Source organism: Kerstersia similis, from assembly GCF_965139615.1.
Classification (GTDB): domain Bacteria; phylum Pseudomonadota; class Gammaproteobacteria; order Burkholderiales; family Burkholderiaceae_B; genus Kerstersia; species Kerstersia similis.
The window spans coordinates 32,651-56,522 of record NZ_CBCSIQ010000003.1; the positions used below are offsets into that span (position 1 = coordinate 32,651).

General features: G+C 60.4%; 21 protein-coding genes and 2 tRNA genes. 17 read left to right on the forward strand and 6 right to left on the reverse strand.

Features of this window, described 5'->3' with window-relative positions; all coding sequences use genetic code 11:
- Positions 1-369: 369 nt before the first annotated feature.
- Complete coding sequence (locus ACNA1V_RS02745) at positions 370-1,284, forward strand: DMT family transporter (protein WP_415832057.1); 915 nt, start codon at positions 370-372, stop codon at positions 1,282-1,284.
- Between the two features lie 79 nt (positions 1,285-1,363).
- Here ACNA1V_RS02745 and ACNA1V_RS02750 read toward each other — a convergent pair.
- Together ACNA1V_RS02750 and ispB are read right to left on the reverse strand one after the other, a co-directional pair.
- Positions 1,364-1,440: transfer RNA gene (locus tag ACNA1V_RS02750), tRNA-Pro, on the reverse strand.
- A gap of 49 nt (positions 1,441-1,489) precedes the next feature.
- Positions 1,490-2,455: an octaprenyl diphosphate synthase gene (gene ispB, locus ACNA1V_RS02755; RefSeq protein ID WP_415832058.1), complete on the reverse strand. Its 966-nt coding sequence runs from the start codon at positions 2,453-2,455 to the stop codon at positions 1,490-1,492.
- A gap of 352 nt (positions 2,456-2,807) precedes the next feature.
- On the opposite strand from ispB, the gene ACNA1V_RS02760 reads away from it, so the two are divergent.
- The 3 genes from ACNA1V_RS02760 (at position 2,808) to thiS (ending at position 6,826) form a co-directional block, all read left to right on the forward strand.
- The gene (locus tag ACNA1V_RS02760) at positions 2,808-5,684 is read left to right on the forward strand and encodes an HD domain-containing phosphohydrolase (protein WP_415832059.1); all 2,877 of its coding nucleotides are present in this window, start codon (positions 2,808-2,810) and stop codon (positions 5,682-5,684) included.
- A 228-nt stretch (positions 5,685-5,912) separates the two neighbouring features.
- Positions 5,913-6,623 (forward strand): tRNA (guanosine(46)-N7)-methyltransferase TrmB, encoded by a 711-nt coding sequence (gene trmB, locus ACNA1V_RS02765; RefSeq protein WP_415832060.1) that lies wholly within the window; start codon positions 5,913-5,915, stop codon positions 6,621-6,623.
- A 2-nt stretch (positions 6,624-6,625) separates the two neighbouring features.
- Positions 6,626-6,826: a sulfur carrier protein ThiS gene (thiS, locus tag ACNA1V_RS02770; RefSeq protein ID WP_415832061.1), complete on the forward strand. Its 201-nt coding sequence runs from the start codon at positions 6,626-6,628 to the stop codon at positions 6,824-6,826.
- Between the two features lie 105 nt (positions 6,827-6,931).
- On the opposite strand, the gene ffh is transcribed toward thiS, so the two are convergent.
- Positions 6,932-8,341, reverse strand: coding sequence for a signal recognition particle protein (gene ffh, locus ACNA1V_RS02775; protein WP_415832062.1), 1,410 nt, complete (start codon positions 8,339-8,341; stop codon positions 6,932-6,934).
- Positions 8,342-8,437: 96 nt separating this feature from the next.
- On the opposite strand from ffh, the gene ACNA1V_RS02780 reads away from it, so the two are divergent.
- The 3 genes from ACNA1V_RS02780 to crcB all read left to right on the forward strand — a co-directional run bounded on the left by ACNA1V_RS02780 (position 8,438) and on the right by crcB (position 10,093).
- Positions 8,438-9,292 carry a cytochrome C assembly family protein gene (locus ACNA1V_RS02780; RefSeq protein WP_415832063.1) on the forward strand — a complete coding sequence of 285 codons (855 nt, stop codon included), beginning with the start codon at positions 8,438-8,440 and terminating at the stop codon, positions 9,290-9,292.
- A 3-nt stretch (positions 9,293-9,295) separates the two neighbouring features.
- Positions 9,296-9,580 (forward strand): PP0621 family protein, encoded by a 285-nt coding sequence (locus tag ACNA1V_RS02785; RefSeq protein ID WP_415832064.1) that lies wholly within the window; start codon positions 9,296-9,298, stop codon positions 9,578-9,580.
- 120 nt (positions 9,581-9,700) lie between these two features.
- Positions 9,701-10,093 (forward strand): fluoride efflux transporter CrcB, encoded by a 393-nt coding sequence (crcB, locus tag ACNA1V_RS02790; RefSeq protein ID WP_415832065.1) that lies wholly within the window; start codon positions 9,701-9,703, stop codon positions 10,091-10,093.
- A gap of 153 nt (positions 10,094-10,246) precedes the next feature.
- Here crcB and htpG read toward each other — a convergent pair whose 3' ends face one another.
- On the reverse strand, positions 10,247-12,154 hold the full coding sequence (gene htpG, locus ACNA1V_RS02795; RefSeq protein WP_415832066.1) for a molecular chaperone HtpG: 1,908 nt from the start codon (positions 12,152-12,154) through the stop codon (positions 10,247-10,249).
- Positions 12,155-12,329: 175 nt separating this feature from the next.
- On the opposite strand from htpG, the gene ACNA1V_RS02800 reads away from it, so the two are divergent.
- The 7 genes from ACNA1V_RS02800 to ACNA1V_RS02830 all read left to right on the forward strand — a co-directional run bounded on the left by ACNA1V_RS02800 (position 12,330) and on the right by ACNA1V_RS02830 (position 19,595).
- Positions 12,330-13,709, forward strand: a complete 1,380-nt coding sequence (locus ACNA1V_RS02800; protein WP_415832067.1) for a uracil-xanthine permease family protein — start codon at positions 12,330-12,332, stop codon at positions 13,707-13,709.
- A 399-nt stretch (positions 13,710-14,108) separates the two neighbouring features.
- Positions 14,109-14,819, forward strand: coding sequence for an SDR family NAD(P)-dependent oxidoreductase (locus ACNA1V_RS02805; protein WP_415832068.1), 711 nt, complete (start codon positions 14,109-14,111; stop codon positions 14,817-14,819).
- 83 nt (positions 14,820-14,902) lie between these two features.
- Positions 14,903-16,162 carry an ABC transporter substrate-binding protein gene (locus ACNA1V_RS02810; protein ID WP_415832069.1) on the forward strand — a complete coding sequence of 420 codons (1,260 nt, stop codon included), beginning with the start codon at positions 14,903-14,905 and terminating at the stop codon, positions 16,160-16,162.
- Between the two features lie 92 nt (positions 16,163-16,254).
- On the forward strand, positions 16,255-17,151 hold the full coding sequence (locus tag ACNA1V_RS02815; RefSeq protein ID WP_415832070.1) for a branched-chain amino acid ABC transporter permease: 897 nt from the start codon (positions 16,255-16,257) through the stop codon (positions 17,149-17,151).
- A gap of 11 nt (positions 17,152-17,162) precedes the next feature.
- On the forward strand, positions 17,163-18,158 hold the full coding sequence (locus ACNA1V_RS02820; RefSeq protein WP_415832072.1) for a branched-chain amino acid ABC transporter permease: 996 nt from the start codon (positions 17,163-17,165) through the stop codon (positions 18,156-18,158).
- Complete coding sequence (locus ACNA1V_RS02825; RefSeq protein ID WP_415832073.1) at positions 18,155-18,898, forward strand: ABC transporter ATP-binding protein; 744 nt, start codon at positions 18,155-18,157, stop codon at positions 18,896-18,898. The genes ACNA1V_RS02820 and ACNA1V_RS02825 overlap by 4 nt, the downstream gene beginning before the upstream one ends.
- Positions 18,879-19,595 carry an ABC transporter ATP-binding protein gene (locus tag ACNA1V_RS02830; protein WP_415832074.1) on the forward strand — a complete coding sequence of 239 codons (717 nt, stop codon included), beginning with the start codon at positions 18,879-18,881 and terminating at the stop codon, positions 19,593-19,595. The genes ACNA1V_RS02825 and ACNA1V_RS02830 overlap by 20 nt, the downstream gene beginning before the upstream one ends.
- Before the next feature lie 140 nt (positions 19,596-19,735).
- Here the strand turns inward: ACNA1V_RS02830 and ACNA1V_RS02835 are convergent, their stop codons facing one another.
- Both ACNA1V_RS02835 and ACNA1V_RS02840 read right to left on the reverse strand, forming a co-directional pair.
- Positions 19,736-20,431, reverse strand: a complete 696-nt coding sequence (locus ACNA1V_RS02835) for a GntR family transcriptional regulator (protein ID WP_415832075.1) — start codon at positions 20,429-20,431, stop codon at positions 19,736-19,738.
- A 90-nt stretch (positions 20,432-20,521) separates the two neighbouring features.
- A complete protein-coding gene (locus ACNA1V_RS02840; RefSeq protein ID WP_415832076.1) occupies positions 20,522-21,604 on the reverse strand; it encodes a glycerol dehydrogenase in 1,083 nt (360 codons plus the stop codon).
- Positions 21,605-21,778: 174 nt separating this feature from the next.
- Between ACNA1V_RS02840 and ACNA1V_RS02845 the strand changes: the two genes are divergently transcribed.
- From ACNA1V_RS02845 to ACNA1V_RS02855, 3 genes are all read left to right on the forward strand, one after another.
- Positions 21,779-22,645, forward strand: coding sequence for a transketolase (locus ACNA1V_RS02845; protein WP_415832077.1), 867 nt, complete (start codon positions 21,779-21,781; stop codon positions 22,643-22,645).
- A 5-nt stretch (positions 22,646-22,650) separates the two neighbouring features.
- Complete coding sequence (locus tag ACNA1V_RS02850; protein ID WP_415832224.1) at positions 22,651-23,634, forward strand: transketolase family protein; 984 nt, start codon at positions 22,651-22,653, stop codon at positions 23,632-23,634.
- A gap of 106 nt (positions 23,635-23,740) precedes the next feature.
- A tRNA-Leu gene (locus tag ACNA1V_RS02855) sits at positions 23,741-23,825 on the forward strand.
- Positions 23,826-23,872 lie beyond the last annotated feature (47 nt).

Genomic DNA, 23,872 nt, shown 5'->3' on the forward strand with positions numbered 1-23,872 from the left:
GCGGAAATGACAACGCCGCGCCAGTGTGGGCGCGGGCAAGGTGCAAATACAGCGAACGAATTTTTAATAATACGCTGTATAGCGCCAATCTTGCACAAAACCCTTGCCATTGGCACGACTTCAGCGACCAAAATGGCGCAAGTGATTCCCACTATCGCTGCCGTGCCATGCCTGGGCAGCAAACCACCCCGGCAGACCCGATACCCCTACTCTGTTCATGGTAGCGATAACCCGTACTGCGGCCTGCTCGCACAATGAGGGATACTTGCCGCAGAACCCCGACCTGGCCAGCCAGCGCTCCCAACGCGTCTGACTGGCCTTGTTGTTTTGCCTGCCACTCATTCCTGCCGGACCGCTCCTGCCCCAGCCATGCAAATCCGAAAGCCCGTCGATGGCGCCGCCACCGCCACCATGTTGCTGCTTTGCCTGATCTGGGGCATGCAGCAGGTTTCCATCAAAGCGATTGCGGCTGATGTCGCCCCGGTTCTGCAGGTTGCCCTGCGCTCCGGCGTGGCGGCGCTACTGGTATTGCTATGCAGCCGCCTGTTCCTGCGCGAACGCTGGCTACCCGGTATCGGCCTGGGCCCCGGACTGGTCGCGGGCCTGCTGTTTTCCGTGGAGTTTCTCTGTGTGGCGCTCGGACTGCGCTGGACCAGCGCCGCGCATATGTCCGTCTTCCTCTATACCGCCCCCATCTTCGCGGCCATCGGCCTGCACTGCAGGCTGCCGGAAGAACGCCTGCAACGGCTGCAATGGGTAGGCATCGCGCTGGCATTTGCCGGCATCGTCATCACCTTTCTCGGGCCGCAGGATCCCAAGAACCTGGCTGCCGCCCCCAATCCGCTGCTGGGCGACCTCTTCGGCCTGGCCGCCGGATTAACCTGGGGGCTGACCACGATCACCGTCCGTGTGACCCGGCTGAGCGAAGCCCCGCCTTCGCAAACCCTGTTCTACCAATTAGCCTGCGCCTGCGCCCTGCCCCTGGCATTTGCCTACGGTACGGACCAGATCCATTTCAATGGAACGCCACTGGCCTGGGCCAGCCTGAGCTTCCAGACCATCGTGGTCTGCTTCTTCAGCTATTTCACCTGGTTCTGGCTGCTGCGCCGCTATCTGGCGGCACGACTGGGGATCTTGTCCTTCATGAGCCCACTGTTCGGCGTCGCCATGGGCGCGCTGCTCCTGGACGAACACCTGGATGCATCATTTCTCATCGGTGCCGTGCTGGTGCTGTCCGGCATGGTGATCGTCAACGGCCACACGCTGATCCGGCGCAAACGCTGAACAACAAAAAACCACCAAGGCATAGCCTGGGTGGTTTTTTCAGTTTCTTCCGAGTGACCAGACCTACCGCAAAGATAGGTGGTCGGGGTGAGAGGATTCGAACCTCCGACTCCTGCGTCCCGAACGCAGTACTCTACCAGGCTGAGCTACACCCCGGAAAGAAATCAACTATAAATCGAATTTTACCGGCTGTCAACAAAGAGGCTTAACTTTTACGCGTGACGGCGAACTCGCTAAACGCCAGCAAGGAATCGCGGAAAGGCGTATCCGGCAATTGCGCCAGCGCATCACGTGCGATAGCCGCTTCGGCATCTGCGGCACGGCGCGTATGCTGCAAGGCATCCGTGGCATGAATGGCTTCTGCCACCGCCGCGAAGTCCCCTTCGCCTTTTTCGATCGCGCTGCGCACCAGCTGGCATTGCTCGGCCGTCCCCACTTCCATCACCCGGATCAAGGGCAGCGTCGGCTTGCCTTCACGCAAGTCGTCCCCGACGTTCTTGCCCAGCGCCTGCACATCGCCGCCATAATCCAGCACATCGTCGATCAGCTGGAATGCCGTACCGATATGACGGCCATAGGCAGCGGCGGCTTCTTCCTGCTCCGGCGTGGCGCCGGCCAGCACGGCCCCTACCTGCGTGGCGGCCTCGAACAGCTTGGCGGTCTTGTAGCGCACAACCTGCAGATAACGCTCTTCCGACACATCCGGATCATGCACATTGAGCAGCTGCAGCACTTCGCCCTCGGCAATCACCGTCGTTGCGCCCGAGAGGATGGACATGGTGCGCATGGAGCCGCCCGCCACCATCATCTCGAAGGAACGGCTATACAGATAGTCGCCCACCAGCACGCTGGCTGCATTGCCGAACACGGCATTGGCCGTATTCCGGCCACGACGCAGATCGGACTCATCCACCACATCATCATGCAGCAGCGTGGCCGTATGGATGAACTCCACCACTGCGGCCAGCAAATGATGATTCGTTCCCTGATAGCCTAAGGCACGCGCCACCATCAGCAACATGGCAGGCCGCATGCGTTTGCCACCCGCACTAATGATGTAATCGGCAATGGTACGGATCAGCACCACATCGGAATTCAGCCGGGCCCGGATCACGGCATCCACCGATTTCATATCATCGGCGACAGGGGCAAGCAGCTCGGACAGGCTCAAGGTTCATCCTGGAAAGGGTGGCGGCGGCACGACCCGCACGCGCGAACAACACAATTCCGGGCGCATCCTGCAGACTCCGCCGCGAGACAGCATCACCGGAAACAAAATTTATCAGCCTGCGATTATACGGTGCCCAGGATTTCAAGCCATTACCGTCATGCCGGGTGGTGCTCGCGCATGAGTGCTGCGCCATGTCAAACAGCCTGCATGACAGACCAGGAGGACCGGGCCGAATTGATCGTATGATGCAGACATCCCCCTGGATTTGAACCTGCCCGATGGCCGCCATGCCATCATCCGCCCGCCTGCCTTCAGGCCAGGCCGGCCTGCCCACCGTCGGAGCGTACGGCCCATGTTTTCCAAACCGCGCGAAGGCTTTCCCATCCGCTATGCGACCATCGGCATTATTGTCAGCGCCATGGCGCTCATGGCCGCCGTGCTGGTGGCGGCGGGCTGGCTGGGCACCCGGCAGATCCTGCTGGATGCGGCCTGGCGCTCCGCGCGTGAAACCGGCCAACTGATCAATGAACGCGCCCTGCGCACGACGGCCCCGGCCTCTGCGCTGCTGCGCACCCTGACCTTCGACCCCTTGCTGCTGGCGCGCACTGAAGCCGGCCGGCTGTCCCGGGTGGATGTCCTGATCGCCTCACTGCTCGCCTCGCCCCTGATCACTTCCATTTATGTGGCCTATGACGATGGCGACTTCCTGCTGGTGCGCCCCCTCAACACTCCATTCCTGCGCCAGCACTTCAACGCACCGGATGGCGCCGCCTTTCTGGTGCAATCCCTGCAGATGGGTACCGATGGCACACAGCTGCGCCGCTATGACTTCTACGATGTGGACAGCAAGCAACTCAGCAGCCGGCTGCTGACCGGCGACTTCTTCGACCCCAGGCTGCGCAATTGGTACAACGCCGCCCAACAAACCCGCTCCACGGTCATTTCCAAGCCCTACGTCTTTTTTTCCTCGCGTGAGGTCGGCATCAGCCTGTCTCGCCGGGCCGCCAGCAGCCACGCCGTCATCGGCATGGACATCGGCCTGGACGACCTGATTCATGTCATGGACCGGCTGCGCATGACACCAGGAACGGAAATCGCATTGGTGGACGACAAGGGCGACGTCCTGCTGTACCAGGACATGCTGGCCCTCTTTGCCAATACGACGCAGCCCCTCCCCATCCAGGACGATTCTTCCGTCACCTTACGCAGCCTGAGGGAGTTGGACCATACCGCTTTGCGACGCACTTACGAAAGCGGCACCCACGATGAAGTGGTGGCCCTGCAGGCCGATGGCAAGGAATGGCTGGGCCTGAGCATTCCCTTTACCGCACTGGGCGATGCGCCGCTGAAGCTGCTGCTGGCCATGCCCACCGATGAACTGCTGCACAACCTGAAACGCCACCAGCAACGCCTGATCCTCATTTCCATTCTACTGATCCTGCCTTTCCTGCTGCTGGGCTGGCGCGGCGGCTCTTTCATCGGCCGCCATCTGGAACGCATTACGGCGCGTACCCGCCAGCTGTCGCGCTTCGATTTCCAGCGCTTGCCCTTCAAGCAGTCCTCATTGCAGGAAATCAATACCTTGAACGCCGCCGTCAACGATGTCAGCGATACCGTTGAGGCCCTGCTGGACACCAGCCGCATTCTGAACACAGAGAAACAGATAGGCACCATGCTGGAGCAACTGCTTGAAAAGCTGCTCTCCGCCACCCGCTGCCAAGGCGGCGCGGCCTATCTCTGGAACCCGGAAGAAGCCGTCATGGAACGCATTGCCGCGCGCGGCGACCAAAGCACTCTGGCGGCCAGCTTTCCCTATGCCTCCTGCCAGGACAGCACGGCCGCCAACCGCACGGAACCCCATCAGGGCTGTTTTGAACTGCGCAGCCGCGACGGCGGCCTGCAAGGCCTGCTGATCCTGGCGCAGCCCGACGACCCCGCCTACGCCACGCCGGAATTCATGGCTTTTGCCAACCGCTTGTCGAGCATGCTGGCTGTTGCCATTGAAATGCGTCAGCTGATCGAATCCCAGAAAGCGCTGTTCGACGCCATCATCCAGGTCCTGGCCGACGCCATCGACGCCAAGAGCCCCTACACCGGCGGCCACTGCCATCGCGTCCCTGAACTGGCGATTCAACTGGCCGACCGGCTGGCCGCAGAAAAGGAAGGCCCCTATGCCAGTTTCCACCTGGATGACACGGAACGCTATGCCTTCCATCTGGCGGCCTGGCTGCACGACTGCGGCAAGATCATCAGCCCGGAACATATCGTCAACAAGGCCACCAAACTCGAAACCATCTACAACCGGATTCATGAAATCCGGATGCGTTTCGAAGTGCTCTGGCGCGATGCCGAAATCGCATGCCTGCAAGCACAGCTCGATGGCACCGACCCGGCGCTCGCCCGCCAGCAGAAAGACCGGCTGCAGGCGGCCCTGCTCGACGACTTCGGCTTTATTGCCACCTGCAACAGCGGCGGCGAAAGCCTGCCCGATGAGGCCATCGCCCGCCTGCGGGCGATAGGCACCCGAACCTGGGAGCGCCATTTCGATGACACCATCGGGCTCTCCACCGAAGAAACCGAACGGCTGCGCAGCATCCGCCCGTCGGATCCGCCCCTGCCTGCCACGGAACCGTTACTGTCCAACCGACCTGAGCATATCGTGCCCTGGGGCGTCCGCCGCCCCGCCGTGCAGAGCGACGACCCGGCCAATACGCTGGGCTTCGACATGCCTCTGCCCGCACAACAGCAGAATCTCGGAGAACTGCACAATCTCAGCATTCGACGCGGCACCCTCAGCGACGAAGACCGTTTCGCCATCAATGACCACGTGGTGCAGACGCTGCTCATGCTCAAAAAATTGCCCTGGCCGCATGCGCTGGCGCGTGTACCGGACATGGCAGCCAACCACCATGAAAAAATGGACGGCAGCGGCTACCCGCGCCGCCTGCCTGCCGGGCAATTGCCGCTGACCGACCGCGTACTGGCGGTCGCTGACGTCTTTGAAGCCCTGACCGCTGGCGACCGCCCTTACAAACCTGCCAAGACCTTATCGGAATCGCTGCGCATCATGGCGTTCATGTGCCGTGAAGGGCACCTGGATCCTGAGCTGTACCTGTACTTCCTGCATAGCCCGATCTGGATGGACTACGCACAGAAACACATGCAACCGGCCCAGCGTGATAAGGTTGATATCGACGTTTTGGAGCGCCTGGCCCGAGGGACTGCCTGACCCTTGGCAGCGGGCAAAGACCGGTCGGCGCCCCCTGCGCCGGCCCGCTTCCCATCAGTTTGCCGCCGGTTTGCCCCCACATCCGCCAGGCCCGTCGGCCCGGCTGGCGCCAAAGTTGCTGGCAACAGCCTAAAATAGCGCCCCAAAGATGCAGGCACAGGCACTGCCGGATCCGTCTTGCCTGCCTGCGCCAGCCCTGCTGGCCACCAATTACCGCACCCCGCTCTGATGAGCGGCATAACGACAGAGTCCACCGTGACAGACCCGCAAACCCCCAACCCCCACATTCGCAGCTTTGTTCACCGGCGCGGCCATATCACCCAGGGACAGCGCGAAGCGCTGGAAACGCTGCTGGAAAAATGGTCCATCAGCTATGCGCCCCGCCAGACCGACTTCGCACCGATCTTTGGCCGCGCTGCGCCCATGGTGCTGGAAATCGGCTTCGGCATGGGTGAAACCACCGAACGCATCGCCCTGGCCCGCCCTGGCGACAACTTCCTGGGCGTGGAAGTGTTCAATGCCGGCGTCGGCGCCATGCTCAAACGCATCGAAGAATCCGAGCTGCAGAACGTCCGCATCATCCAGCATGATGCCGTCGAGGTCGTGCGCGACATGATCGCCCCGGACAGCCTGGCTGGCGTGCATATCTATTTCCCCGATCCCTGGCCCAAGAAACGCCACCACAAGCGCCGCCTGATCCAGCCGGCATTCATCGCGCTGCTGGCCAGCCGCATTGCCCCCGGCGGATATATTCATTGCGCAACGGACTGGGAAAACTACGCGGAACAAATGCTGGAAGTGCTGAGCGGCAATGAACTGCTGACCAATACCGCGGAAACTTACGCTCCGCGCCCCGACTTCCGCCCCCAAACCAAGTTCGAAACCCGCGGCCTGCGCCTGGGCCACGGCGTATGGGATCTGATTTTCCGGAGGAAATGAGCATGCGCATCACACTGAACGGTGAAGACCGCGTTTTCGACCGCACGCTGAGCGTGACCGGCCTGCTGGAAGCCCTGGGCCATACCGGCAAGCGCGTGGCCGTGGAACGCAATGGTGAAATCGTACCCAAGAGCCTGCACAGCCAGACCCAGCTGACGGAAGGCGATACCGTGGAACTGGTGGTGGCCGTCGGCGGCGGCTGATTCCGCCCACTCCGTCCTGCAAACACGTTGGGCCAGCGGCATGCCGCTGGCCCAACGTTTACTGCAACATGAAAAAGGCAGGTGCCGTGGCGCCTGCCTTTTTCATCAGCGCAAGCCGCCGAAACGGCCCAGGCCTTTCAGGCCGCCCATGGCACGCATCATCTTCGCCATGCCGCCCTTCTTCATCTGCTTCATCATGCCCTGCATCTGCTCGAACTGATTCAGCAGGCGGTTCACTTCCTGCACCGGCACCCCCGCCCCTGCGGCGATACGGCGCTTGCGCGAAGCCTTGAGCAACTCAGGCTTGGCGCGCTCCTGCGGCGTCATGGAGTTAAGGATGCCTTCGGTACGGCGCAACTGCTTTTCCGCCTGGCCGCCCTGCAACTGCCCAGCAGCCGCCTGGAACTGCGCCGGCAGCTTTTCCAGCAGAGAACCCATATCGCCCAGCTTGCGCACCTGCAGCAGCTGTTCGCGGAAATCATTCAGGTCGAATTTGTCGCCGGACTTGATCTTGCTGGCCAGCTTCTGCGCTTCGGCAATGTCGATGTTCTTCTGGGCCTGCTCCACCAGCGAAACGATATCGCCCATGCCCAGCACGCGCTGCGCCATGCGTTCGGGGTGGAAAGGCTCCAGGCCGTCGAGCTTTTCCGACACCCCGACGAACTTCAGCGGCTTGCCGGTCACGTGGCGCACCGACAGCGCCGCGCCCCCACGTGCATCGCCATCGAGCTTGGTCAGCACGACGCCGGTGAGCGGCAGCGCATTGGCGAACGCCTGGGCGGTATTGACGGCATCCTGGCCCTGCATGGCATCGACCACGAACAGCGTTTCCACCGGAGACACGGCGGCATGCAGCGCCTTGATCTCCTGCATCATGGCCTCATCAATCCCCAACCGGCCGGCGGTATCAAGAATCAGCACATCGTAATGATGGCGGCGGGCATGATCGACTGCATTGCGTGCAATATCCAGCGGCTTCTGGCTAGGGTCGGAAGGCAGCCAGTCGATGCCGGCCTGCTCGGCCACGGTGCGCAGCTGCTCGATGGCCGCCGGGCGATACACATCCGCGCTGACCACCAGCACTTTCTTCTTGCCCGTCTTGCGGCCGCCATGGGTATGGCCGCCTTCGGCCAACCAGCGGGCCAGCTTGCCGGTAGTGGTCGTTTTACCGGCACCCTGCAAGCCGGCCATCAGGATCACGGCGGGCGGCTGCACCGCCAGCGACAGCTCGCCGGCTTCCGTGCCCAGATCACCACCCATCAATTCGGTCAGGACTTTATGCACCACCCCGACCAGCGCCTGACCGGGATTCAGGCTATCGGCCACATCGGCCCCCAGCGCGCGCTCCTTGACGCGAGCCACGAAATCCTTGACCACAGGCAGGGCGACGTCCGCCTCCAGCAAGGCAAGGCGCACCTCGCGCAGCATTTCCTGCGTATTGGCTTCCGTCAGGCGCGCTTCGCCGCGCAGGGTTTTGACCACGCGCGAAAGGCGCTGGGTAAGATTGTCGAGCATGGCTGGGGTTTCGCTTACACTTATCGGTTCATCAGTTGGTCCGGCACGCAGTCATTCGACGCGTCTGCCGCAACCTGTCTCTGCATAATGGCATCTATGCCTTACGACATTGTATTTCACGTAGCGGCCACATTGCTGTACGCCAGTCTGGGGCTGCATGCCTGGCGCTCGCTGGCGCGCGCCGAGGCCGAGCCGTGGCAGCCACGCGAACCGCGCTATGGCCTGCCGCTGGCGTTGCTGCTGCATGGCCTGGGCCTGCAACAGGACATGCTGGCCGGCCCGGCATTGCAAATCAACTGGGCCATTGCCGCTTCGGCCTCGCTCTGGCTGGGCATGATCATTTTCTGGCTGGAAAGCCTGCGCGAACCGCTCGATGGCCTGAAACTGCTGCTATATCCGACGGCCGCCCTGAGCGCCTTCGTGCCCATTATCGCCCCCATCACCTACCCGGTGCTGCCTGCCAGCGAACCCTGGCTGCGCGCGCACCTGCTGATTGCGCTGGCCTCTTATGGCCTGGTCATCATCGCCGCCCTGCAGGCGGTACTCATGACGCTGCTGGATCGCCAATTGCAGGCGCCATCGCGCAATATCGGCAACAACTGGTTCGATGCCCTGTTCGCCCGCGCGCTGGATGCCATGCCACCGCTGCTGATCCAGGAAAAACTGCTGTTTCGCCTGATTTCGCTGGGCTTTGGCGCCCTCACGCTGGCCGTGGTGTCCGGCGCGCTGATTTCCGCCACCCTGACGGGCCAGGCGCTGCCGCTGGACCTGAAAACCATTTTCACGCTGCTGGCCTGGCTCACGTTCGGCATCCTGCTGATCGGCCGCCGTGTCTGGGGCTGGCGCGGCCGCGTCGCCGTCCGCTGGACGCTGGCGGGCGCCGGCTTTCTCGCCTTGATCTACCTGGGCGGCGGCTTCGCCCTTTATGTCGCCCTACAAGGGAACCTGTGAACCATGGGAAAAATACTCTTCTGGCTGCTCATCATCCTGGGCGCAATGGTCATTGCGCGGCTGCTGGCCACGCATAAGCTCAAGAGCCGGGACCAGGCAGGCGCGCGTGGCTCCCGAGGCCCACAAGGGAAGCCCACCTCCGGCGCAGCTGCCGACGCCAAGGAACCCATGGTGCGCTGCGCCCACTGCCACATCTACCTGCCGCGCTCCGAAGCCATGCTCAAGGGTGGCGAAACCTGGTGCTGCGATGCACACGCCAAGCTGGGAAAACGCCTGGAAAAGCGTTAAAAATAGAACCGGTGCCCGGCAGACCGGCGCCAGGACCAAGCAGCAACGGTCCCGCCGGCCGCGCCTGCGAGCGCAGCTTCCTGCCTGCCGGGCGCACTCCACCCTTCCCGGCCCATCGCCATGAATGCCTTAACCATAATCCTGGCCATCAGTTCCGGCGCCGCCATCGGCGCGCTGGCGCGCTTTGGCCTCAGTGCGCTGTTCAACAACCTGCTGCCCCAGATTCCCATGGGCACCCTGGCGTCCAACCTGATTGCCGCCTACATCATCGGCTGTGCCATCGGCTACGCCAGTATCGTCGCCGAACTGCCTACCGTCTGGCGCCTGTTCATCATTACCGGCCTGGCTGGCGGCCTATCGACCTTCTCCACCTTCACCGGCGAACTGCTGACCCTGCTGCGCAACGGCCAGCTACTCTGGTCCGCCGGCATGATCACCGTGCATGTCTGCGGCTCGTTGATCTTCATGCTGCTGGGCATCTGGACGGTCAATCTGGTGCGCGGCAGCCAGTAACACGCCAAGTAGGGATACACCAGAAAACATCAGGGCTGCCTGCCGGCAACAACCGGCATGCAGCCCTGGAAGCAATGGCATGGCGCCGGGCGCAGGCCCCGCCCTGCCCGGCGCAGCCCGGCAACCCCGCCAGGGGCCGCCGGGTCACGCCTGTCAGCGTTGCAGCAGCAACTGATTGAGGCGCTTGACGAACTCGGCCGGGTCGTTAAGCTGGCCGCCCTCGGCCAGCAAGGCCTGGCCCAGCAGCAGCTCGGCCCAATCGTTGAAGCTCGCGTCGTCCGCTTCGCCCACGCGCACCACCAGCGGGTGATCCGGGTTGATTTCCAGCACCGGCTTGATCACCGGCGCTTCCTGGCCTGCTGCCTTCAGCATGCGTAGCAGATGCGGGCTGAGTTCGTTTTCCTCGACCACCACGCAAGAAGGCGAATCCACCAGACGCGCGGTCACGCGCACCGACTTCACCTTCTCACCCAGTGCTGTCTGCAGACGCTCGACCAGCGGCTTGAACTTCTCGGCCACTTCTTCCTGGTGCTTCTTTTCGTCTTCGTCGGCCAGCTTTTCCAGATCCACGCCGCCCTTGGCAACAGACGCCAGTGGCTTGCCTTCGAACTCGCGCAGGTAGGACAGCATCCACTCGTCGATGCGATCCGTCAACAGCAGCACCTCGATGCCCTTCTTGCGGAACAGCTCCAGGTGCGGGCTGCTGGCGGCGGCGGTGTAGTTGTCCGCCGTCAGGTAGTAAATCTTGTCCTGGCCTTCCTTCATGCGGCCGATGTAATCCGCCAGCGACACGATCTGCGCCGCGCCTTCGCCGGCCGTCGAGGCAAAACGCATCAGGCCTGCCACGCGTGCCTGATTGGCCTGGTCTTCACCCACGCCTTCCTTGAGCACCTGGCCGAAGGCCTCCCAGAACACCGCGTAATCGTCCTTCTTGTTCTCCGCCATGTCTTCCAGCACGGACAGAATGCGCTTGGTCGAACCATCGCGGATGGCCTTCACATCGCGGCTTTCCTGCAGGATTTCACGCGACACATTCAGCGGCAGATCGGCAGAGTCGATCACGCCACGCACAAAGCGCAGATAGGATGGCAGCAGCTGTTCGGCGTCTTCCATGATGAACACGCGGCGCACATACAGCTTCAACCCATGGCGGCTATCGCGATCCCACATATCGAACGGCGCGTGGCGCGGCACGTACAGCAGCTGTGTATATTCGCTGCGGCCTTCCACGCGGTTGTGGGTCCAGGCCAGCGGGTCTTCGAAATCATGCGACACATGCTTGTAGAACTCGCGATACTGCTCGTCGGTGATATCCGACTTGCTGCGCGTCCACAAGGCGCTGGCCTGGTTCACGCTTTCCCACTCGTCTTCCTTGACCTGCTCATTCTTTTCCTCGTCCCACTTTTCCTTGCGCATCAAGATGGGCAGGGAAATATGGTCGGAATAGCGGCGCAGAATACTGCGCAGGCGCCAGCCGTCGGCGAACTCCTCTTCGCCTTCGCGCAAGTGCAGCACGATCTCCGTGCCACGGCCCGCCTTCTCGGCAGGCGCCACGGAGAACTCACCCTCACCGGCGGACTCCCAGCGCACAGCCTGGTCTGCCGGCAAACCCGCGCGGCGCGTCGTCACCACCACCTTGTTGGCCACGATGAAAGAAGAATAGAAACCCACGCCGAACTGGCCGATCAGCTGCGCATCTTTCTGCTTGTCGCCGGTCAGTTGGGAGAAAAATTCCTTGGTGCCGGAACGGGCGATCGTACCCAGATTGGCGATCACCTCGTCACGCGACATGCCGATACCGTTATCGGAAATCGTGACCGTGCGGGCTTCCTTATCGAAATCGACGCGGATCTCCAGATCGGCGCCACCTTCCTGCAACTCGGGGTGATCAATCGCCTCGAAGCGCAGCTTATCGCAGGCATCCGACGCATTGGATACCAGCTCGCGCAGGAAAATCTCCTTGTTGCTATACAAGGAATGAATCATCAGGTGCAGCAGTTGCTTCACCTCGGCCTGGAAACCCAGGGTTTCGGGGGAGGAAGACGTCGCGTTTTGGCTCATCGTACTTTCTGACACTTGAAAATGGATAGAGAAACGGCGGGGCGCTCACTCAGCCCGCACCGGAATCCCTTATTTATGGGGACTCCGCCCGCGATTTCAAGGGCAGACGCCGGTGCAAACAGCCCCAAACCCGCCCGGCCCGTTAAAATGCTGCGCTTTGACCGGCCTTCCCGTCATGCAAACCGCCCCCCTGCCCCACCCAGCCGCGTCCGCCGAAGCGCCGCGCCAGGACCTGATCTACGGCCCTGACGACCGCCCCTCGCCGCCCGTCGCCTTCATTGCCGCCCTGCAACACCTGCTGGCCATCCTGGTACCCATCGTCACCCCCGGCCTGCTCATCTGCCAGGCGCTGGGCGTCTCCAGCCGCGACACGACGCTCATCGTCTCCATGTCGCTGGTCATCTCCGGCATTGCCACCTGGCTGCAATGCCGCCGTTTCGGCCCGCTGGGCGCGGGCCTGCTGATCGTGCAAGGCACAAGCTTCAACTTCGTCGGACCGCTGATCGCCGGCGGCAGCGTCATGGTCAAGCAAGGCACGCCGGTCGAAGCCGTCATGGCTGCCATCTTTGGCGTCGTCATTGCCGGCTCCTTCATTGAAATGGGCGTCTCGCGCATCCTGCCCTTCATCAAACGGCTCATCACGCCGCTGGTCACCGGCATCGTCGTCCTGCTCATCGGCCTGACCCTCATCAAGGTCGGCCTCATCAGCATGGGCGGCGGCTACAGCGCCATGCAGAACGGCACCTTTGCCAATGGTGAAAACCTGATCCTCTCCGGCCTGGTGCTGGGCGCCATCATCGTCCTCAACCGGGTACCGGTCGTCTGGGTGCGCAGCACAGCGCTGGTGCTGGCGCTGATACTGGGCTACCTGGTCGCTGGCTGGATGGGCCGCCTGGACTTCACCGGCGCCCGCGAAGCAGCGATCTTCCAGGTTCCCACCCCGCTGCACTTCGGCCTGGGCTTTTCCTGGTCGCTCTTCGTGCCCATGCTCATCATCTACCTCGTCACCTCGCTGGAAGCCATCGGCGACATCACCGCCACCAGCAAAGTCTCGCGCGAACCGGTAGATGGGCCGGTCTGGATGCAGCGCATCAAGGGCGGCGTACTCGTCAACGGCGCCAACTCCCTGCTGGCAGGCGTCTTCAACACCTTCCCCAGCTCTGTCTTTGCGCAAAACAACGGCGTCATCCAGCTCACCGGCATTGCCAGCCGCCATGTAGGCATCTGGATCGCCGCCATGCTCATCCTCCTGGGCCTCTTCCCCAGCGTTGCGGGCGTCCTGCAAGCCGTACCCGAACCCGTCCTGGGCGGCGCGGCCATGGTCATGTTTGGCGCGGTAGCCGCATCGGGCATCAACATCCTGGCCGGCATCAACCTCGACCGCCGCGCCCTGCTCATCATCGCCGTCTCGCTGGCGCTGGGGCTGGGCGTCTCGCAAGTGCCTGAAATCCTCAGCCACCTGCCGCAAGCGATCAAAAACGTCCTGGAATCCGGCGTAGCGACCGGCGGCATCAGCGCGCTGCTGCTGAACTGGTTCCTGCCGGAGAAGAAGTGAACCCACGAACTGCCTGCGCCATCGTGGCGCAGGCAGTTCGTCAGCACACAGCCAGAGCCCCCGTGACCAGCACACGACAGAGCTTCCCAGGCTCTCTTCTATGATGTGATGGGACACGTAATAGCGCCGCCAGCACGAAACGCGTGGGGATCTCGTTCGCATTCGACACGCTTCCTTCCGATGCACAGACTCGCTCCAAGTAAACAGCGCCGCTACTCGTCTTAGCGGGACGGGAACCCGATCTCCGAGCCCGCAAACCCATACGCAATACTCGCTCCCAACTGCGCGGCATACCGTGCAGTAACAAGAAATCAATGCTCCTGCTCCCGTATTACTGGACAAAGATGCCTTTTCCATTAAAAATACGATGCATCATATATCTTACACAGGAGACAGAGAATGAGTGATCTGCATACTCGCCGGATTGCTGTTATCACTGGTGGAGGTACTGGTATTGGTCTGGCATGCGCACGCTGGTTCGCAGACCACGGACACGATGTACTGTGTCTGGGCCTAGCCCGCGAAGAAGCCTGGACGGAATCGCTGCAATTCGCAGAAACAGACATCACCAACGAAGAAGAAGTCAATCAGAGCATTGCGGATCTGCCGCACATCAACGTCCTGGTCAACGCGGCTGGCGTCATCCTGCATGACAAACACGAATTTCGGCCTGACGGGTTTCGCAAGGTAGTGGACGTCAACCTCAACGGTTCGATGATTTCCACCCAGGCTTGCGTCGAGAAGCTGGCGCGTGCGCAAGGCTCTGTCATTAATGTGGCATCCATGTGGAGCTACTTCGGATCCCCCAACAATCCAGCCTATGCCGCGAGCAAAGGTGGAGTCGTACAACTGACACGCTCATACGCCGTCCACTTGGCACCGCGGCAAGTTCGCGTCAATGCCGTTGCGCCCGGCTGGATCGAAACCCGCCTGTCCTCTGGCGCGTTGCATAACCCCGAACGGGCAGGACCGATCATGGCCCGTATCCCTATGGGTCGTTGGGGACAGCCCGAGGACGTCGCGCGCGTCGTGGGGTTTCTCGCCTCGGACGACGCACGTTACGTCACGGGCGCCATCATTCCCGTCGATGGCGGCTTTGGCATTGCCTGAAATGACGGGAAACCCCGCATCGCGGCATCGCCATATAAAAAATAAAATATCATATATCTTATAACAAGCATCAGGAGAGAGACATGCAGAAGCGACGTACCCTGAAAGCATTGATCGCTGCCAGCCTGCTGGCAGGCTTCACAACAGCGGCCCCCCTTGCAACTGCTGCCGAAGATATTGTCATCGGTGCTGTCCTGCCCTTGTCAGGGGGCTCGGCGACGATAGGCAACCAAACCCGCACTGGTCTCCAGATCGCTATTGACCAGATCAATGCAGCTGGCGGTATCACATCCAAGGGCGGCGCCAAGATCCGTCTCATCTTTGCAGATTCACAATCCCGTCCCGACGTCGGTGCATCTGAAACAGAACGACTGATCCAAAGCGAAAACGTTGCCGCACTCGTCGGCGCTTACAACAGCGCAGTCACTTTCCCAGCCTCCGAGGTCGCGGAACGCTACAAGACACCCTGGCTCGTATCGGGTTCAGTAAAGAACGAAATCACGGAACGCAACTTCCGCTACATTTTCCGCCCCGGTAATAAAGCGACCTACGACGCTCGCGAACAGCTCGACGCAATCACTCTGTTGAAGGAAGAAACCGGCAAAGGCCCTCAGCGCTTGGGCCTGTTCTACGAAGGGACGGATTGGGGTCGATCACATGCGGCTGTCGTCAAACAATTGGCCAAAGAGCAAGGCTACGACATCGTGCTCGATGAAGCCTTTCCGCCCAACCAAATGGATTTCACTGCCCAGTTGCTAAAGATCCGCTCCACACGTCCTGAAGCGCTGATTATTGCCGCCTATCCATCCGACCATATTCTCTTCAACAAGCAGTTACACCAGAACCGCATCAACCTGCCCTATGGCCTGCACTCCGTAGGCGGTGGTGCCGAAGATCCTGGTTTCTACAAGGCCGTGCCACAAGCAGCCATCGACTATATGTTCGTACAGGAAGATGCACAGGTGGATCGCCTGAAAACAGAAACCGACCCGCTCGTGCTGGCAGCCAATGCAGCCTTCCACAAAGCCTTGGGTTACGACATCAATTCCTATGGTGCCCACGGCTACTCCGGCGGCTACATCCTCGCAGATGTGCTGGAACGTGCAAAATCCAGTAGCCGCGAAGATATTCGGAATGCCCTGGCAAGCACCAACATCACCACTGGCCCGGCGCTCATGAATGGCTACCAGCGCATCGCCTTCGACGAACATGGACAAAACGTCGATGCGCACGGAGTGATATCCCAGAACCTGAATGGTGAACGACTGACCATCTGGCCGCGTGCAAACCGCGCTGACACCACCCAACCTGTCTGGCCCGTTCCTGACTGGAATCAACGCTAATTCCTCGCGCCCTGGACTGAGTGCCGGGGCCAATAGCGCCATCATCCGGACACTACCGGCCTTCTCCATCCCCCCACAGACATGGGAGTGCCATGGATCCCCTCATCCTATTCTTTGCGCTGGTCAACGGCCTATTGGTCGGCTGCCTCTATGGCGGAGTCGCCCTCGGCCTCAGTCTGATCTTCGGAGTCTTGCGCGTCATCAACTTTGCCCATGGCTCGTTCCTGATGCTAGCCATGTATGCGTCCTACTACTTGTGGGATCGCTTTGGCATGCACCCATACCTGTCAGGCGTCGTGGTCGCACCGGCCCTATTTCTGATCGGTTACGCCGTACAGGCGCGAGTCATCGCCCCGCTGTTTAATCGTGAACGGGCCATGGTAGTCGAACCACTAAGCGCCCTGCTGGTCACCGCCGGGGTATATCTCGTCATCGACAACCTAGTGTTGATGTACTTCGGGCCCGACGTACGAACGGTCTCCGTGGACATTGCCGGTGAGTCGCTGTTCCTGATGGGCTTGCCCGTCAGCCTGCCGCGCCTGATCGCCGCCCTGTCTGCCATCGCCATCGCCCTGGCCCTGTCGTTCTGGCTGCGCCACAGCGACCTCGGGCGCTCGGTACGCGCCACCGCCCAGAATCGCGACGCTGCCGCACTCTCCGGCATCAATGTCCGCAATATCTACAACGTGACCTTCGGCCTAGGCTGCGCCATTGTCGGTCTGTTCGGAACGCTGATGATCGTCTTCCTTCCGGTCAAGCCAACAACCGGCCTAGCCTTCGGCATCAAATCGTTCCTGGTAGTCGTGCTAGGCGGCATCGGCTCGATCTCCGGCTCGCTAGTTGGAGGCATCGTACTGGGCATATTCGAATCCATCGCCTCCCAGTTCGTCACGGCAACGTCTGCGGCAATGTTCTCCTTCGGCCTGTTCATCGCCGTCCTGCTGTTCCGTCCCAGCGGCATCATGGGCGCCAAACTCTCAAAACGGTAAGCGGGGACAACATGATCAATTCCTTACATCCGCGCAGGCCACTGTTCTGGCTGGCCATTGCATTGCTCGCCAGCCTGGCTCTACCGCTGGCCGTCAACAACGCCTATGCGCTGCATTCCATCACTATGATCCTGTACTTCGCGTACATGGCCACAGCCTGGAACTTCGTCTGCGGCTACGTAGGCCAGCTATCGCTGGGCCATTCGGTGTTTGGCGGTGTTGCCGGATATGTCACTGTCTTGCTGTTCACCCAGGCTGGCCTGACACCCTGGCTGGGTATGCTGGCCGGCGGCCTCATCGCGGCGCTGCTCTCGGTTTGCATCGGCTGGCCTACATTCCGCCTGCGCGGCCCATACTTCACGCTAACCACTATCGCTTTTGCAGAAATCCTGCGCATCTGGTTCGAAAACACCGATTCGTTCCTGGGTATCCCGCTCAAAGGCGCAGAAGGTCTGGTCGTCCCCCTAGTGGGCGATAGCTGGGCCGCTTTCCAATTCAACAGCAAGGTACCCTACTACTACATCATCCTTATCATGCTGTGCCTGGCCATGGCGGCCACGGCCTGGATGGAGCGTTCGCGTTTAGGCTACTACTTGAAAGCCATCCGGGGCGACAACGACGCCGCGGAATCGCTGGGCATCAACCCAACACGCTACAGCCTGATCGCACTAGCGATCAGCGCCTTCATGTCCGGTTTGGGCGGTGCTTTTTTTGCGCAATTCTTCCGATATATCAATCCGGAACGCAATATGGGCATAGACCTTTCCATCGACATGGCAGTCATGGCCATCGTCGGCGGGCAAGGGACAGTATTCGGCCCAGCACTGGGTGCCTTCCTTCTGCACCCCATTGCCGAAGCGATACGCAGCTGGTTCGGAGGTAGTGTACTGGGCCTGCACCTGGTGATATATGGCGTTGTCCTGATCCTGGCTGTCACCTATCTGCCCAAGGGCTTGATCGACCTGATCACACGCAAACGACACTCTTCCCGGGAGAAAAAGCAATGACCAGCCCTTCCCCGCTATTGCAGGTCAGCCAGATCAGCAAACGCTTCGGCGGCCTGCAGGCTGTCAGCGAACTGTCCTTCGATCTGCACCCCGGAGAAATCCTGGCCCTACTAGGCCCAAATGGCGCTGGCAAGACCACGGCGTTCAACATGGTCTCAGGCGTGATCCGCCCCGACACCGGCAGTATCCGCTTCGACGGCCAAGCAATAACCGGCATGCCGCCCTACCGGGTTTGCCGGCTGGGGCTGGGACGCACGTTCCAGCTTTCCAAGCCGTTCGGCTCACTCAGTGTCATCGAAAACATCATGGTTGGCGGCTTCTCGCACTCCTCCGACCGGCGCACCATCCGGCGTGAGGCCGAAGAAATCGCCACCTTCCTGGGTATGGAACAAGTGGCCGAACGCGACGCCCACGACATCACGGCCTTCGACCGCCGCAAACTGGAACTCGGACGTGCCATGGCCACCCGGCCCAGGCTGCTGCTAATGGACGAAGTGGTGGCTGGCGCCACCCCCACGGAAGCCATGGAAATGGTGAATCTGGTCAAACGTGTACGCGAACGCGGCACATCCGTCCTTATCGTCGAACATGTCATGAAAGTCATCATGAGCTTGGCAGACCGTGTGATCGTCATGGATCATGGCAAGCTGATTGCCAACGGCGCACCGCGCGAAGTCGTCAACCAGCCTGAAGTACTCACCGCCTACTTTGGAGAAGACTATGTCCAAGCCCGCGCTTGAGATCCGCAACCTGTGGGCGGGCTATACGGATATGCCGGTTCTGCGAGGCATCAACCTGACCCTTGAGCCTGGCAGCATCGTGGCACTCATCGGCGCTAACGGCGCAGGCAAAAGCACCCTGCTACGCACCATTTCCGGGCTGCTGATGCCGACACAGGGCGACATCATGCTATTCGGAGAACCGTTGGGCGCACTGCCGGCCCACCGTATTGTCGAAAGCGGCTTTGTGCAATCACCTGAAGGAAAGCAACTCTTCCTCGAAATGAGCATCCGCGAAAACCTTCTGATAGGTGCCACTAACCGCCGCGCACATGCCCGACGAGAGCAAACACTGAAAGAAGTCTTCGAGCTGTTCCCTATCCTGGAAGAACGCCAGCACCTGGCAGCATCCACATTATCGGGAGGACAACAGCAAATGGTGGCCGTCGGACGTGCGCTAATGGCCCTGCCGCGTGTATTGGCGCTAGATGAGCCCTCTCTAGGCCTAGCCCCAATCATGGTCAACCGACTGTTCGAATCCATTGCCAAAATCCGCGAACGCAACCTGACCATCCTGATTATCGAGCAGAATGTTTTCCAGGTACTCGAAATGGCTGACATCGGGCATGTGCTCGAAAATGGTGAAATCACCCTCTCAGGCACAGGGCCAGAACTGCTGGGTAACGACTACCTCCGTACCACTTATCTGGGCCTGTAACGGCAACCAGCCTGCCGACACCATATCTTCGGCGGGCTGGATACGCTCCTGGGGCTGATTGCTCCCAGGATTGACAGATCCGCGGGCCAAAATCATCCACGAATGCCCCTCACCAGAGCTAGTCAGCCCCTCCTCAGACCTCATACCTGTGCAGGCTGGGGCCCCGAGAGCTGGTCCTGTTCGATCGCGTCGATCCACACATTGCTCCAGCGGATATCCTGCTGCAAGGCTTCACGAGCAGCTTCGGGGTCTTTTCGCCGGAACGCCGCCAAAACATCGTAGTGGGGATGCCGTTTGGTAGATACCTGCCGCCGCGGCATCCGGCTGTGAAACATATTCAGCACCGGTCCCATCTGAACCCACATATTTTCGACAATAGCCTCAATCGTCGGTTTGGCTGCAATCGTCACGATACCAAAGTGAAAATCACGATTGCGCACCGCTGCCAGACGCGGGTCATTAGCCTCGACGGCCTCGATAAACGCGTCCTGCAGACGCTCCATGTGAGCCAGTTGATCAGGCGTGATAATTTGTGCCGCATGTTCCGCCGCTGCGCCTTCCAATAGCAAACGCACTTGCTGTACTTCGCGTAACTTGGCAGCATTCAGCGCTGGCACAATCACTGCTGTCGCAGCTCGCATTTCCAGCGCCTGCTCACTGACCAAACGGAAGATAGCTTCGCGCACAGGCGTAATGCTGGTACCCAGCTCCGCCGCTAGCGTCGCGATACGCAACCGCTCGCCCGGCTCATATTGGCCGTCGATCAGGGCGCTGCGGATCTGGCGGTAGATCCGCATCGAGAGATTTTCTTTTTCAACCTGTTTGAGTTCAGCCATTGTGCGAGAACGGGTGCAAATACCCGATGCGTTCAGGTCTTAGATATATGATCCATGATCATGGGCCTGAGGGGATTTTATACCATCGCCTCACAGCAACCCCGCTTCAACCTGGCGCAAGGCCTGCTCGATGTCTTCAATCGTCAACGGACGCTGAAAATTGGCGGTGTGAGGGGCCCCGTAGGTATGCAAGGCAATTTCACTGAACGCAGACGCGTCAAGCTTCTTGCCCGCGAGTTCCTGCAAACTGCGTGGCAACCCAACCTGCCCCATGAACGCCAACAGTTCGAACAATTCATCAGCTGTTGCCCCCTCAAGAACGCGTTGCACTACCAAGCCGTATGCCACCTGGAAACCATGCGGTGCTGCTGCCGTCTCTGGCACTGCGGTCAGTCCACGCGTCACGGCATGGGAAATCGACAAACCGCCGTTCTCAAAAGCCAGACCACTTAGCAAAACGGTTGCCTCGACCAAGCGTTCAAAGGACTCGTCCACTTCACCCCTCGCTTGAGCGCGCAGGGCAGCGGAGGCATGTCGGTACAACTGCTCCAGACAAGTACGCGCAAGCACACCGGCAATATGCAGGGGCTGCCCGCCAAATACATTGCAGCCGCCAGCACCCATACACTGCGTCACCTCGAAATATTTGGAGAGCGCATCGCCAATCCCTGCCACCAACTGCCGCGCAGGGGCACGCACGATCACCCCTGTATCTACCAGTACAAAATCTGGATTTCCCCCCAGCAAACGCTCGACAGCCACCATATGGTGATGCTCATCATAAATAACATACACATGGCTGGTCGGTGCGTCATTGGAAGCAATCGTAGGAGCCATCGCCACCCGTGCATTCCAACCCTGCGCCAGCGCCTTGCCAGCATCCAGGCACTTGCCACCACCGGCTGCCAACACAAGATCCGGCACCTCTCCCACGTTCAAATCACGCAAACGTGCCAACTCCGCATACGTCACCTCGCCGCCAAACACTACCCGCTGCAGCTCAACGCCATGCTGCCGTGCACTAGCGGCAATCGCGTCGCCAACCAAACCATCGACCATCGGATCCAGTAGCACCAGCACACGCTGCGCCACCCTGGATAACTCCGCACCGACATTCGCCAGTACGCCCTCACCCTGCACATAACGGCGCGGCGCGCCAAAAATCGCAACCATGATGAATCCTCCTCGGTGATGATTGTGGTGTTTTGATGCATGATATATGATGCATTAAACAGATTCAAAGTCATTTTCACCAAACCAAAAACCTGGCTCCAACCAGGCAGCGCCCGTCCTTCTCGTTCTTGATGGAAGGCGCCATTTATCCCGTATGAGGAGACAACTGTCATCATGAACACGACACTCACAGTCCCGTGCCCACTAGACGACCCTGCGCTACAACATTTACGCAACAAAGCGCGCATGATTCGATTGGAAACCATACGTCTGATCGAAATCGCCAAGGTCGGACACTACAGCTCGGTTTTCTCGGCAGCAGAAATCTTTGCCGCCCTGTACTACCGTGTCATGCGCCTGGAGCATGGCAACCCGCATTGGGCGGACCGCGATCGCTTCCTCATGGGAAAGGGCCATGCAGCCGTTGGCCTATTCCCGATTCTGGCGGAGTACGGCTACATCGACCGCGACACGCTCGACAACTACACCCGTCTGGGCAATCCCTTGGGCGATCACCCTGATATGACGAAAGTACCTGGTATCGACTTCAGCTCTGGGTCGATCGGCCACGCACTCTCAAATGGTGCAGGCATGGCGCTGGGTGGCCGTCTATCGCAACGCGACTTCCATGTCTTCGTCATGCTAGGCGATGGAGAAATGCAGGAAGGCCAAGTATGGGAAGCCGCTCTATTCGCTGGGCACAACCAACTCTCGCGGCTGATCGCCATCGTCGATCGCAACGGCTATCAACTAGACGGAAAGGTCGATGACGTCATGGGTGTAGAACCCCTGGCCGACAAATGGCGGGCCTTTGGTTGGGACACCATTGAAATCAACGGCCATGACCTGCAGGCCGTCGTGGGTACGCTGGAGGCTGTCAAGCGCAACACAAAGCGCACCAAACCCGTCTGCATTATCGCGCGGACCATCAAGGGCAAAGGAGTCACCTGCATGGAGACAGAACCGGGCTGGCACCTAGGCTACCTCGCTCCGGAAGATGCCCAACGCGCCATTGCTGAAATCGAGCAACGAGAGATCTGATCATGATGACCGCCACCCAACACCCCGACTCCTGGCAGTACCGTGCCCTCAACGCTAATCAGCCTGGCTTGAACTATCTTTCTGACGGCTTGCTACGCCTGGTGGATAAAGGTCATCCCATCATCGCCGGTTCCGCTGACCTGCAATACTCAAATGGCCTGAATCGCTTCGCGGAGCGTCATCCCGACCGCTACATTCAGTTCGGTATCTCCGAACAAAACATGGTGTCTGCTGCGGCCGGCTTGGCCACGACCGGGCACATGCCCTTCATCGCCACCTTCGCATCGTTCATCGGCCTCCTATGCTGCGAACAGATCCGCATGGATGTTGCCTACTGCAAACAACCCGTCCGGATGATAGGCCACCACACAGGCATCTCTCTGGGATTCTATGGCACTTCGCACCATGCGACGGAGGACATCTCCACCATGCGAGCCATTTCCGGCCTCACCATCATTTCGCCGGCGGACGGCCCGCAACTGGTACAGGCTATCCAAGCCAGCGCCGACTGGGATCAACCCATTTACTTCCGGATCGGCCGAGGCCGCGACCCACAGGTCTATGCAGACGACACGCCCTTCACCATCGGAAAAGCCATCGAACACAGCGAGGGAACGGATGCCACTATCATCGCCTGCGGCATGCCGCTGCACCCAACGCTGGAAGCAGCCGCGCAACTCAACGCCCAGGGCTACTCCGTAGGTGTGATCGACATGCCCACCGTCAAACCTCTGGACCGCGATGCCATCCTAAAAGCGGCGGCCCGAAGTCGCTGCCTGATCTCGGTAGAAGAACATAACGTGCTGGGAGGATTAGGTGCCGCGATCGCCGAAGTCCTGGCCGACGAAGGTTGCCCAACGCGGCTGCGCCGCCACGGCATCCAAGACGAATACAGCCTGATCGCTCCGCCAACACACTTGTATCGTCACTATCGCCTGGATGCCGATGGCATCGCCTCCGTCGTCAAGGAAACCATAGAACGACGCTAGAAACTTCAAGAGGGACGATGATATCTGGTCAAGTTGCTCGAGAACGCATATAATCAGCAACTCAGCTTCTTCCGCGTGTGCTTTTTGGCACAATTGCGATCATCCTGCCCGGGTGGTGAAATTGGTAGACGCAGGGGACTCAAAATCCCCCGCCGCAAGGCGTGCCGGTTCGATTCCGGCCCCGGGCACCAGATTCTGAAAAGCCGCCAAGCTTCGATAAGCTTGGCGGCTTTTTCTT

What these genes read in the sequence shown, in the direction of transcription:
- ACNA1V_RS02820 (WP_415832072.1), top strand. Translation starts at nt 17,163, where the DNA reads ATGATCAATTCCTTACATCCGCGCAGGCCACTGTTCTGGCTGGCCATT.
- ACNA1V_RS02825 (WP_415832073.1), top strand. Translation starts at nt 18,155, where the DNA reads ATGACCAGCCCTTCCCCGCTATTGCAGGTCAGCCAGATCAGCAAACGC.
- ACNA1V_RS02840 (WP_415832076.1), bottom strand. Translation starts at nt 21,604, where the DNA reads ATGGTTGCGATTTTTGGCGCGCCGCGCCGTTATGTGCAGGGTGAGGGC.
- ACNA1V_RS02800 (WP_415832067.1), top strand. Translation starts at nt 12,330, where the DNA reads ATGCAAACCGCCCCCCTGCCCCACCCAGCCGCGTCCGCCGAAGCGCCG.
- thiS (WP_415832061.1), top strand. Translation starts at nt 6,626, where the DNA reads ATGCGCATCACACTGAACGGTGAAGACCGCGTTTTCGACCGCACGCTG.
- ACNA1V_RS02810 (WP_415832069.1), top strand. Translation starts at nt 14,903, where the DNA reads ATGCAGAAGCGACGTACCCTGAAAGCATTGATCGCTGCCAGCCTGCTG.
- ACNA1V_RS02830 (WP_415832074.1), top strand. Translation starts at nt 18,879, where the DNA reads ATGTCCAAGCCCGCGCTTGAGATCCGCAACCTGTGGGCGGGCTATACG.
- trmB (WP_415832060.1), top strand. Translation starts at nt 5,913, where the DNA reads ATGAGCGGCATAACGACAGAGTCCACCGTGACAGACCCGCAAACCCCC.
- crcB (WP_415832065.1), top strand. Translation starts at nt 9,701, where the DNA reads ATGAATGCCTTAACCATAATCCTGGCCATCAGTTCCGGCGCCGCCATC.
- ACNA1V_RS02805 (WP_415832068.1), top strand. Translation starts at nt 14,109, where the DNA reads ATGAGTGATCTGCATACTCGCCGGATTGCTGTTATCACTGGTGGAGGT.
- ffh (WP_415832062.1), bottom strand. Translation starts at nt 8,341, where the DNA reads ATGCTCGACAATCTTACCCAGCGCCTTTCGCGCGTGGTCAAAACCCTG.
- ACNA1V_RS02850 (WP_415832224.1), top strand. Translation starts at nt 22,651, where the DNA reads ATGACCGCCACCCAACACCCCGACTCCTGGCAGTACCGTGCCCTCAAC.
- ACNA1V_RS02785 (WP_415832064.1), top strand. Translation starts at nt 9,296, where the DNA reads ATGGGAAAAATACTCTTCTGGCTGCTCATCATCCTGGGCGCAATGGTC.
- ACNA1V_RS02815 (WP_415832070.1), top strand. Translation starts at nt 16,255, where the DNA reads ATGGATCCCCTCATCCTATTCTTTGCGCTGGTCAACGGCCTATTGGTC.
- ACNA1V_RS02745 (WP_415832057.1), top strand. Translation starts at nt 370, where the DNA reads ATGCAAATCCGAAAGCCCGTCGATGGCGCCGCCACCGCCACCATGTTG.
- ACNA1V_RS02780 (WP_415832063.1), top strand. Translation starts at nt 8,438, where the DNA reads ATGCCTTACGACATTGTATTTCACGTAGCGGCCACATTGCTGTACGCC.
- ACNA1V_RS02845 (WP_415832077.1), top strand. Translation starts at nt 21,779, where the DNA reads ATGAACACGACACTCACAGTCCCGTGCCCACTAGACGACCCTGCGCTA.
- ACNA1V_RS02760 (WP_415832059.1), top strand. Translation starts at nt 2,808, where the DNA reads ATGTTTTCCAAACCGCGCGAAGGCTTTCCCATCCGCTATGCGACCATC.
- ACNA1V_RS02835 (WP_415832075.1), bottom strand. Translation starts at nt 20,431, where the DNA reads ATGGCTGAACTCAAACAGGTTGAAAAAGAAAATCTCTCGATGCGGATC.
- htpG (WP_415832066.1), bottom strand. Translation starts at nt 12,154, where the DNA reads ATGAGCCAAAACGCGACGTCTTCCTCCCCCGAAACCCTGGGTTTCCAG.